The sequence below is a fragment of the Oerskovia sp. NPDC060287 genome (assembly GCF_042726775.1).
GTDB classification, from domain to species: Bacteria; Actinomycetota; Actinomycetes; order Actinomycetales; family Cellulomonadaceae; genus Oerskovia; species Oerskovia merdavium.
The window spans coordinates 17024-27737 of the sequence record NZ_JBHXBO010000026.1 but is presented as its reverse complement, the minus strand read 5'-3'; the positions used below and the strand labels follow the sequence as shown (position 1 = coordinate 27737).

General features: G+C 71.8%; 10 protein-coding genes and 1 tRNA gene. 10 read left to right on the top strand and 1 reads right to left on the bottom strand.

Going from position 1 to position 10714, the window contains the following annotated elements; genetic code table 11:
- Positions 1-24: 24 nt before the first annotated feature.
- Positions 25-98, bottom strand: a tRNA-Gly gene (locus ACFWFR_RS04165).
- A 136-nt stretch (positions 99-234) separates the two neighbouring features.
- On the opposite strand from ACFWFR_RS04165, the gene ACFWFR_RS04160 reads away from it, so the two are divergent.
- The 10 genes from ACFWFR_RS04160 (at position 235) to mnhG (ending at position 10656) form a co-directional block, all read left to right on the top strand.
- Positions 235-873 (top strand): NINE protein, encoded by a 639-nt coding sequence (locus ACFWFR_RS04160; protein ID WP_377621386.1) that lies wholly within the window; start codon positions 235-237, stop codon positions 871-873.
- 162 nt (positions 874-1035) lie between these two features.
- Positions 1036-1611, top strand: coding sequence for a dCTP deaminase (dcd, locus tag ACFWFR_RS04155; RefSeq protein WP_056652708.1), 576 nt, complete (start codon positions 1036-1038; stop codon positions 1609-1611).
- Positions 1612-1676: 65 nt separating this feature from the next.
- Positions 1677-2768: a hypothetical protein gene (locus tag ACFWFR_RS04150; protein WP_377621384.1), complete on the top strand. Its 1092-nt coding sequence runs from the start codon at positions 1677-1679 to the stop codon at positions 2766-2768.
- 141 nt (positions 2769-2909) lie between these two features.
- Positions 2910-3545: a PadR family transcriptional regulator gene (locus ACFWFR_RS04145; RefSeq protein WP_377621382.1), complete on the top strand. Its 636-nt coding sequence runs from the start codon at positions 2910-2912 to the stop codon at positions 3543-3545.
- Between the two features lie 288 nt (positions 3546-3833).
- Positions 3834-6872, top strand: coding sequence for a Na+/H+ antiporter subunit A (locus tag ACFWFR_RS04140; RefSeq protein WP_377621380.1), 3039 nt, complete (start codon positions 3834-3836; stop codon positions 6870-6872).
- 89 nt (positions 6873-6961) lie between these two features.
- Positions 6962-7513 (top strand): Na(+)/H(+) antiporter subunit C, encoded by a 552-nt coding sequence (locus ACFWFR_RS04135; protein ID WP_377621388.1) that lies wholly within the window; start codon positions 6962-6964, stop codon positions 7511-7513.
- Positions 7510-9087: a Na+/H+ antiporter subunit D gene (locus tag ACFWFR_RS04130; RefSeq protein ID WP_191801011.1), complete on the top strand. Its 1578-nt coding sequence runs from the start codon at positions 7510-7512 to the stop codon at positions 9085-9087. The genes ACFWFR_RS04135 and ACFWFR_RS04130 overlap by 4 nt, the downstream gene beginning before the upstream one ends.
- Positions 9084-9779, top strand: a complete 696-nt coding sequence (locus tag ACFWFR_RS04125; protein WP_377621378.1) for a Na+/H+ antiporter subunit E — start codon at positions 9084-9086, stop codon at positions 9777-9779. The genes ACFWFR_RS04130 and ACFWFR_RS04125 overlap by 4 nt, the downstream gene beginning before the upstream one ends.
- The gene (locus tag ACFWFR_RS04120) at positions 9776-10231 is read left to right on the top strand and encodes a monovalent cation/H+ antiporter complex subunit F (protein ID WP_191801007.1); all 456 of its coding nucleotides are present in this window, start codon (positions 9776-9778) and stop codon (positions 10229-10231) included. Before ACFWFR_RS04125 ends, ACFWFR_RS04120 begins: the two co-directional genes overlap by 4 nt.
- Entirely contained in the window at positions 10228-10656 is a 429-nt protein-coding gene (gene mnhG, locus ACFWFR_RS04115; protein WP_191801005.1) for a monovalent cation/H(+) antiporter subunit G, read from the top strand. Before ACFWFR_RS04120 ends, mnhG begins: the two co-directional genes overlap by 4 nt.
- Positions 10657-10714: the final 58 nt, after the last annotated feature.

Below are 10714 nucleotides of genomic sequence, written 5' to 3'. Positions count from 1 at the left end.
CCAGCTGGTGCGGGGCCTCTCGGCTGGAGCGGATGACGGGAATCGAACCCGCGCTATCAGCTTGGGAAGCTGAAGTTCTACCATTGAACTACATCCGCATGACGTGGAACCCTGCAGCTCGCAGGCCGTCCCCGGCCGGTGCGAACCGGTCAGGAACCGGTGTGCGTCCACGATCATACCCAACACGGGCCATGATGCCAGCATCGATGCCCGCGCTACGCCTGAGGAGGCGCCTTGTCCGAGAACCCGTACCAGCAGCAGCCCACTGATCCTGCGGCTGGAGCGGACCCGTACGCGGCGCAGCAGCCCGCGTACGGCCAGCCTGCCCAGCCGGGGTACGGCACACCGGATGCCGCCGGTGCGCAGGGCTACCCGCCGGTCGACCCGGCTGCGGGCCAGCAGGGCGGCTACGGCTACGGCGGCTACGGCACCCCCGCAGACCCGTACGGTCAGCAGGCCCAGCCCGGCTACGGCCAGCCTGCGCAGCCCGGCTACGGCGCGCCTGCGGACCCGTACGGCCAGCAGCCCGGCTACGGCTACGGGGCCCCGACGGACCCGTACGGCCAGCAGCCCGGCTACCAGCAGCCCTACGGTGCGTACGGCGCCCAGCAGACCGGCTACTACGAGGACCCGAACGCCAAGTCGCGTCTCGCGGCGGGTCTGCTCGGGATCTTCCTGGGCAGCCTCGGGATCCACCGCTTCTACCTCGGGTACACCGGGGTCGGCGTGACCATGCTGCTCATCTCGGTGCTGTCGCTGGGCTTCCTCAGCTGGGCCGTCGCGATCTGGGGCCTGGTCGAGGGCATCCTCTACCTGACGTCCAAGTCGGGGCAGTACTCGGTCGACTCGACGGGCCGACCGCTGCGGAGCTGATGCCGTGCCCACCCGAGGTCGGTCAGGCTCAGCCCGTCTGACCGACCGGCCTCGGGTCGGGCCTCCGGGGTACCGGCCCGCGCCCGCCGCCCCCCGCCGTGTCCCCGACGACCTCGCCGGACCATCTCTCAGCGCCCGCCCGGCGCGGAGTACCGTTGCCCCGTGCTCCTCTCCGACCGCGACATCACTGCCGAGATCGACGCCCAGCGGGTCCGCCTCGACCCCTACGACCCCGCGATGCTCCAGCCGTCGAGCATCGACGTGCGGCTGGACAAGTTCTTCCGGCTGTTCGACAACCACAAGTACCCGTTCATCGACCCGTCGACGGACCAGCCGGACCTGACGCGCCTCGTCGAGGTCGAGCCGGGCGAGCCGTTCATCCTGCACCCGGGCGAGTTCGTCCTGGGAGCGACCTACGAGCAGGTGTCCCTGCCCGACGACGTCGCGGCCCGCCTCGAGGGCAAGTCCTCCCTGGGCCGCCTCGGGCTCCTCACGCACTCCACGGCCGGTTTCATCGACCCTGGTTTCAGCGGTCACGTGACGCTCGAGCTGAGCAACGTCGCGACGCTCCCCATCACGTTGTGGCCGGGCATGAAGATCGGCCAGCTGTGCTTCTTCCGGCTGTCGTCGGCGTCGGAGCACCCCTACGGCTCGTCGATCTATGGTTCTCGGTACCAGGGTCAGCGGGGCCCCACGGCCTCGCGTTCCTGGCAGAACTTCCACCGCACCGACGTGTGATCCCCAGCCGGCTCACCCGAGCCCGCCAGATCGGACGTTCTCACCGCAGAGAGGCTGACACCACCGTGTCCCAGGCGCCCAGCTCGACCCTCCAACCGTTCCCCGCGTCGTCGGCGCAGGGCCACCAGGCGCGGCACCTGCTCGCGCTGCCGGGGGACGTCGAGATCGACGAGGTCGAGACCCTTGCCGTGTCCAGGTTCGCCGGGGCGCGGTGGGACGTGGCGCCGTCGGGCACGGATCCCCTGACGCCGGCGCCCCGCACGGCCAGGCCGGGGGAGCCCGGTGTCCTGCGCACCTCGCGGCACTCGACGCTCACGGGGCCCTACTCGCCGTGGTCGGCGGACGGGAGCAACCCGGGTCTGCCGCCCGGCACGGAGCAGGTGTACGACGTCGTGTGCCCGCGCGAGCGCGGCGACGTCCCGTTCCCCGGTGGTGGGGACCGCGACGGTGTCGGGCGCGCTTTCCCCGCGGGCCTGCCCACCCGCGAGGAGGAGCGCGTCATCGCGTGGCTCGTCGAGGTCGCACGCCGCCTGGGCGGCTCGATCCGGGTGGACGCGGGCAACCCGGCGGCGCCCGCGGTCGTGCTGACCCCGGACCCGGGGGTCGCGGTCGACATGTCCGTGTTCTCGGACGTGTGGCTCGACCCGGAGGCCGCGCTCGCGGTCGTCTCGAACGTCCACCCGCGCGTGGCGCTCGCGACCGAGGGGCGCTCGTACGGGGGCCCGCCCCAGGGCATCGGCGAGCTGCCGCTGTACCGGGGCGAGAAGATGGACCCCGAGCTGCGGCGCGCGCTGCACGCCCAGGCAGACGACATCGACATCGCCGCGCTGACGAGCGGCAAGGTGCTCGACGGCTACGGCCTGATCATCGACATGGGGGTCGACGGCCTGGTGGCCGTGGAGATCGGCGGCGAGGAGCAGCTCCCGCTCCTGCTGCGCAACCTCCCGTGGGCCTCGCAGGGCGCGGTCGCCTACCGGTTGCGCTGGGAGCCGCGCGACCTGGTCGAGGCGCAGACGGAGTCGCCGTCGTTCGAGCTGAAGATCGCGCGCAAGCGCGCGGCCGAGCTGATCGCGACCGTGACGCGTGCGCTCTACGCCGCGGTCGGTGGCGAGATCGCCGACGAGGCCGACTTCCTCGTGGACCCGCAGGACATCTGAGCAGGGGGTGCGGGCCGGGCGGGCCCGCACCCCGCCACCGACCCGCCCGCTCCCCGGCCCGGAGCGTGGTTGCGCTCCCAGAGGGGCCGCGAATACTCTGTGCCGAGTAGTCGAAGACGGGCGAGAACGGGCGAGGCGGACATGGCAGACGACGCAGCGTCCGGCGACGGCGCCACCGCACGGCGCCGTGCGAACGCCCTGGCGCTCGCGGTCCTCGCGCAGCTCGCGGAGCGCCACATGCACCCGTACGAGATCGCGCGCACGCTCAAGGACCGTCGCAAGGACGAGTCCGTGCGGCTCAACTACGGCTCGCTCTACTCGGTCATCACGGCGCTCGTGCGCGACGGGTTCATCGAGCCCGCCGGCACCGAGCAGGACGGGAACCGTCCGCAGCGCACCGTCTACCGGCTGACCGGCGCGGGCCGCACCGAGGTAGACGACTGGATGCGCGCCCTGCTGGGTGCGCCCGTCAAGGAGTACCCGCAGTTCATGGCGGCGCTCAGCTTCCTCCCGCTCCTGGGGCCCGACGACGTCGGGGACCTCCTGCGCACCCGTCTCGTCGCGCTGCGGGTCAAGGTCCGCAGGATCGAGGACGACCTGGAGGACCTGGACCTCTCCGGCACGGACCGGCCCGAGGTGTCCGAGCTCGCCGTCGCGGACTCGCGCTACGAGCTGGCGATCCTGCGCGCCGAGCTCGCGTACACCGAGGTGCTCGTGCGGCGCATCACCGACGGGACCCTCGGAGGGATCGACGCGTGGCGGTCGGCGGCCCGCTGACCGCCGCTCCGCAGGGGTTCGGCGGCTCGCCGCGTCGTGGTCCGCTCGTGTGTTCCCGCTGAACCTGTGACATCACCCACCGATCCTCGGGGCGCCGAGTGGTCACCAAGGCCTCGTTGAACGGTAAAATACTTACCGGACCCGGTGTGTCTCCGGGCCGTCCTCTGCATGCGCGCTGTCGCGTCGTCCTGGTCGGTCCTGACGGCAGCCCCTGGTCCACGTTCTCGCCCACCCGCCCCCGACCAGGACGGAGCGGACGTGCTCTATCTGCTCGTTGCGCATCTGGCAATGGCACTCGGCGCGCCCGCACTCGTCTCGGTGCTGGGCCGCAAGGCGTTCTTGGTGATGGCCCTCGCGCCCGCCTCCGCCGCTGTCTACGCCCTCAGCTGGACCACGCGCGTCATGGACGGCGTGCACCCCACCGAGGTCACCCAGTGGGTGCCCGGGCTGGGGCTCGAGCTCGCCTTCCGCATGGACACCCTGTCCTGGCTCATGCTGCTGCTCGTGGGCGGCGTGGGTGCCCTGGTCCTCGTCTACTGCTCGGCCTACTTCTCTCCCACCGCCTCGGGCCTCGGGCGCTTCGGCGCCGTGCTCACGGCGTTCGCGGGGGCCATGGTCGGTCTCGTCACGGCCGACGACATGCTGCTCCTGTTCATCTTCTGGGAGCTCACGACGGTCTTCTCGTACCTGCTGATCGGCCACTACGCCGACCGCAAGGCGAGCCGAAGAGCCGCGATGCAGGCCATCATCGTCACGACCGCAGGCGGCCTGGCGATGCTCGTGGGCGTCGTGATCCTGGGCGTCCAGGGCGGCACCTTCCGGCTCTCGGAGATCATCGCGGACCCCCCGACGGGCGGAGCGGTGACCGCCGCGATCGTGTGCCTCCTGGCAGGCGCGGCGAGCAAGGCCGCGCTCATCCCGCTGCACTTCTGGCTCCCCGCGGCCATGGCCGCGCCCACCCCGGTCAGCGCTTACCTGCACGCCGCAGCCATGGTCAAGGCCGGCGTCTACCTCGTCGCGCGCTTCGCCCCCGCGTACTCCGACACCACGGTCTGGCGCACGATCGTCATCGTCCTGGGCGTGGGCACGCTGCTCGTGGGCGGTTACCGAGCGCTGCGCCAGCACGACCTCAAGCTCGTCCTGGCGTTCGGCACCGTGAGCCAGCTCGGCCTGATCGTCCTGCTCGTGGGGCTCGGGACGCGGTCCGCCGCGCTCGCAGGCCTGGCCATGATCGGCGCGCACGCCATGTTCAAGGCCTCGCTCTTCCTCGTGGTCGGCGTGGTCGACGCCGCGACGGGAACCCGTGACCTGCGCCGGTTGACGGGCGTCGGGCGTGCGCTGCCCCTGACCGCGCTCGCCGGCGCCCTCGCGACAGCCTCCATGATCGGGCTGCCGCCGCTCGCGGGCTACGTCGCCAAGGAGGCCGCGCTCGAGGCCCTCCTGCACGGCGAGGGACCCACGTGGGTCGACGCCGTCGTCCTGATCGGTGTGGTCGTGGGCTCGATGTTCACGGTCGCCTACGGCATCCGGTTCTTCTGGGGAGCGTTCGCGACCAAGAAGCACGTCGCTGCGGCAGTGGCCCGCGCCAACGAGCACGTCCGCCTCAACGCGACCGGCAAGCAGCTCGTCGCCCAGCGCGGCGCTGGGCTGCCGCTGCCGGACGAAGCCCCGATCGACCCCGCACGCATCCACCGCCAGCCCGCGCTCCTCGTGTGGCCCGCCCTCGTGCTGGCGCTGCTCGGCCTCGCGGCCGCACTCGTCCCGCACTTCGGGGAGAACCTCCTCGCGCCCTACGCCGACACCTATCCCGCGGGCGAGCCGGGGCACCTGACCCTGTGGGCCGGGTTCACGCCGGCGCTGGGGCTCACGGTCCTCATCCTCGCGGTCGGCGCCCTGCTGTTCTGGCAGCGCAAGGCCGTCGAGCGGTTCCAGGCGTCGCTCTGGACCGGTCCGGAGGCCGACCGCACCTACCGGCGGATCATGCGCCGCCTCGACGAGGTGGCGGCCGACGTCACCGCGGTCACGCAGCGTGGTTCGCTGCCGTTCTACCTCGGCGCGATCCTCGTCGTGCTCGTCGTCGGGCCCGGCCTCCTGATGTTCATCGGCGGGCAGTGGCCCGAGCAGGTCAAGGCGTGGGACCGCCCGGCCCAGGTCGCCGCGGTCGCGGCCATCTGCGTCGCGTCCATCCTCGCGGCGCGCTCGCGCCGTCGCCTCAAGGCCGTGATCCTCGTGGGCATCGCGGGCTACGGCAACGCCATGCTGTTCCTGCTGCACGGTGCCCCCGACCTCGCGCTCACGCAGGTGCTCGTCGAGACCATCACCCTCGTGGTCATGGTCCTGGTGCTCCGCAGGCTCCCCCCGTACTTCTCCAACCGGCCGCTCGCGACGTCGCGCTGGGTGCGGCTGGTCCTGGGCGTCGCGGTGGGCGTGGTCATGATGGGCTTCGCCCTCACGGTCCCGCTCGCCCGCGTGGCGAGCCCCATCTCGCTCGACTTCCCGGCCGAGGCGTTCATCCACGGCTACGGCAAGAACATCGTCAACGTGACCCTCGTGGACATCCGCGCCTGGGACACCATGGGCGAGATCTCGGTGCTGCTCGTCGCGGCGACCGGTGTCGCGTCCCTGGTCTTCCTGCGGACCCGCAGCGGCGAGATCCTGCGCGAGCGCAACGCGACGTCGTCGGGCGCCGCGACCCCCGGCATCTGGGCCAACGAGGAGGACCCGGGCGCCGCGCTGCGCCGCCGCGGCGTCGACGAGGCGGCCGCCGAGGGCAAGCAGCCACGCATGCTCGTGTGGCTGAGCGCAGGGCGCACGCTCGCCCCGCAGCGACGCTCGGTCATCTTCGAGGTCGTCACGCGCGTGCTCTTCCACTCGATGATCGTGTTCGCGATCTTCCTGCTCTTCTCGGGGCACAACGCCCCCGGTGGCGGGTTCGCGGCCGGCCTCGTGGTCGGGATCGCGCTCATCGTGCGCTACCTCGCGGGCGGACGCTACGAGCTGGGCGAGGCCGCGCCGGTCCACCCGGGCCTGCTGCTGGGCACGGGGCTGTTCCTGTCCGTGGGGGTGGGGCTGATCGGCCTGATCATGGGCGGGAGCGTGCTGCAGAGCGTCGCGATCGACCTGACGCTCCCGCTCGTCGGGACGATCCACCTGGTCACGTCGCTGTTCTTCGACATCGGGGTGTTCCTCGTGGTCGTCGGCCTGGTCCTCGACATCCTGCGCACGCTCGGTGCCGAGATCGACCGCCACGGCGAGGCCGCGGCCCGGGAGGACGCGGGGCCCATGGAAGCGATGGAACCGGACCAGATCGGAGGGGGGCGACGATGAGCTCGACGAACCACCTGCTCGCGCCGCTCCTGCTGCCGGCTGCCGACATCGACCCGGCAGAGGTCGCACGGACCACCGACAGCATCGACATGACCCCCAGCCTCATCCTGGTCCTGGCGATCGGCGTCCTGTTCGCGACCGGCGTCTACCTGCTCCTCGAGCGCAGCCTGACGCGCGTGCTCATCGGCTTCATCCTGATCGGCAACGGCGCGAACCTCATGTTCCTCGTCGCGGGGGGACGCGCCGGTGGCGCACCGATCATCGGGCAGACCGCGCCGGCCCAGATGAGCGACCCGCTCGTCCAGGCCATGGTCCTGACCGCGATCGTCATCACCCTGGGCCTCACGGCCTTCGTGCTCGCCATGGCCTACCGGTCGTGGCAGCTGCACGGCCACGACGAGGTGCAGGACGACCTCGAGGACCGCCGCGTCGCGCGCCATGCCGCGCGCAACGCCCCGGCGTTCGAGGACAGCGACACCGAGGAGAGCGGAGCAACCCTGGACGACGAGGCCGCCGAGGTCTACGACGAGACCGACGGCGACGGCGACGGGGAGACCGACGCGCGCGACGGGAACCGTCCTGCGCCGGACAAGGCACGCAGACCACGCAGACCCGGCGCCGGAGGAGGTGAGGGCAGATGAGCTTCCCCTACAGCTTCGCGACCCTCGTCCCGCTGCCGGTCGTCCTGCCGCTCTTCGCGGCAGGCCTCGCCCTGGCGCTGTGGCGCCACCCGCGCGCCCAGCACATCATCTCGGTCGCCGCGCTGGCCCTGGTGCTGGCCGCGTCGATCGGCCTGCTCATCGGCGCCGACAGCGGCCCCATCGTGGTCGACGTCGGGGAGTGGGCGGCGCCCGTCGGCATCGACCTGGTCGCGGACCGGCTCTCGGCGCTCATGCTCACGGTCTCGAGCTTCGTGCTGCTGTGCGTCCTGCTCTACTCGCTGGGGCAGGGCGTGGCCGACGGGCACGACAAGGCGCCCGTCTCGATCTACCACCCGACCTACCTGGTCCTGGCCGCGGGCGTCGCCAACGCATTCTTGTCGGGCGACCTCTTCAACCTGTACGTGGGCTTCGAGATCCTGCTCGCCGCGTCCTACGTCCTGCTGACGCTGGGCGGGACGGGGGAACGCATCCGCGCGGGGTCCATCTACGTGGTCGTCGCGCTGCTGTCGTCGGTCATCTTCCTCGTGGCGATCGCGCTCACCTACGCCGCGACGGGCACGGTCAACCTGGCGCAGCTCGCCGAGCGGCTCCCCGACGTGGACCCCGGGGTCCGCATGACGCTGCAGCTCCTGCTGCTGCTCGCGTTCGGGATCAAGGCGGCGATCTTCCCGCTCTCGGCCTGGCTCCCCGACTCCTACCCGACCGCGCCGGCCCCGGTCACCGCGGTGTTCGCGGGGCTGCTCACCAAGGTGGGCGTCTACGCGATCATCCGCACCCAGACGCTCCTGTTCCCGGACAACCGGCTCGACACCGTGCTCATGTGGCTCGCGCTGGCGACCATGGTGATCGGGATCCTGGGCGCCGTGGCGCAGAACGACATCAAACGTCTGCTGTCGTTCACCCTGGTCAGCCACATCGGGTACATGATCTTCGGCATCGCGATGGCCTCGGAGGCCGGGATGGCGGCGTCGATCTTCTACGTCGTGCACCACATCACCGTCCAGACGACGCTGTTCCTCGTCGTCGGGCTCATCGAGCGGCGGGGCGGGTCCACGTCGCTCGACAAGCTGGGCGGCCTCGCGAAGATCGCGCCGGGGCTCGCGATCCTGTTCTTCGTCCCCGCGATGAACCTCGCGGGCATCCCGCCGTTGTCGGGCTTCCTCGGCAAGGTCGGTCTGCTCCAGGAGGGCGTGGCCCAGGGCACGCCGCTCACGTGGGCGCTCGTGGTGGGCAGCGTCGTGACCTCGCTCCTGACGCTCTACGCGATCGTCAAGGCGTGGAACAAGGCGTTCTGGCAGACGGCCCCGGTCGAGCTCCCGTCGACGGGCACACCGCGCGGCATGGTCGGGCCCACGACGGCGCTCGTCGCGTTCGGTCTGGCCCTCACGTTCGCCGCGGGCCCGCTCTACTCGTACGCCGAACGGGCCGCGGGGAACCTCATGCAACCCTCGACGTACGTCGACGCCGTCTTCCCGGACGACTCGGGGCGCGGGCAGGGAGTGTCGAGCGACCTCGTCGAAGAGGAGCAGCAGCAGGGAGGTGACGACTCATGAGCCTGCACCGTCGCAGAGGTCCCCTCGCGGGCGGCTGGTTCGGCCGCCTCACCGCGCAGTGGCGCACCGTCCTCTGGTTGACCGTCGTCTGGGTCATGCTCTGGGGCGACCTGTCCTGGGGCAACGTCATCGCGGGCGTCATCATCGCGAGCCTGCTCATCACCTTCATGCCGCTGCCGTCGATCGCGACGAGCGGGACGGTCCGTCCCTGGCCCCTGCTCGTGCTGATGTCCCGGTTCGTCGCCGACCTCGTGGTCGCCTCGTTCCAGGTGAGCATGCAGGCCTTCCGGTTCCACCACACCCCGCACGGGGCGGTGGTGGGGGTCAGGCTCCGCAACCCCTCGGACATCTACATGACCATCACGGCCGAGCTCAGCTCGCTCGTGCCCGGCTCGCTCGTCATCGAGGCGCACCGGCTCACGGGCATGCTCTACCTGCACGTGCTCGACCTCGACGCCGCGGGAGGCGCCGACAAGGTGCGTCAGGACACGCTCGACCTCGAGGCGCGCGTGCTGCGCGCGTTCGCGTCCAACGAGGAGCTCCAGTCCGCGGGGCTGTACCACCTCCCGGGCGAGGCGCCCGTGCCCGCGGGAGCGGCGCCGTCGGGCACCTCGACCACGGGGGGACCCGGGGAGCGCCGAGCCGACCGACGCACCGACCGACGCACCGACCGACGGGAGGGGAAGCGATGATCGTCGTCGTCCTGATCTGCGCAGTGCTCCTCGCCGCCGCCGCGACGCTCGCCGTCGTCCGGGCCGAGAAGGGCCCGTCGATGCTCGACCGCACCATCGCGCTCGACGTCTTCACGACCACGCTCGTCGGGACCATCGCGCTCGAGGCCGCCTGGTCTCGACGCACCGAGACCATCCCGATCCTCGTCGTGCTCTCGCTCGTGGGCTTCGTCGGGTCCGTGACCATCGCGCGCTTCGCGTCCGTCGAGCCCGAGGGCGAGCGGCGCATCAAGACCCGCGAGGAGATCGCGGCCGAGGAGGCCGAGCGGCTCGCTGCCGAGGACGACGAGCGGGACAAGGCCGCCGACCCCGAGCACGGCGCGGAGCACGAGCCCGACGATCCCGCGGAGGCAGATGCCGCCGCGGCCCCCGAGGTCGACGGCACGACCGGACCCGAGGAGGCACGCTCATGAGCTGGACCGTGGTGGCCGACGTCGTGGCGGCGATCTTCCTCCTGTGCGGAGCGTTCCTGGCGTTCGCCGCAGGAGTCGGCGTCGTGCGGTTCCCGGACCTGCTGGCGCGCATGCACGCCGCGACCAAGCCCCAGGTCCTGGGCCTGATCCTGGTCCTCATCGCGCTCGCGCTGCGGCTGCGCAGCTGGTCGGCCGTGGGCATGCTCGTGCTCGTCGTGATCTTCCAGCTCATGACGTCGCCCGTCGCGGCGCACATGGTCGGTCGCGCGGGCTACCGGACCGGGAAGGTGCGTCCGGACCTGCTGGTGCTCGACGACCTCACGGCCGACCAGGAGGCCGCCGACCGCGAGAAGGACGAGGCCGACCGGGACGCGGCCCGGGCCGCGTCGGACCCGCCCGCCGGGGGGAACGCTCCCCGGGAGTGACGCACCGGCCCGCCGAGGGGAGGCGTCCCCGCGCGCTGCTCGGGGTCCGGTGATAGAC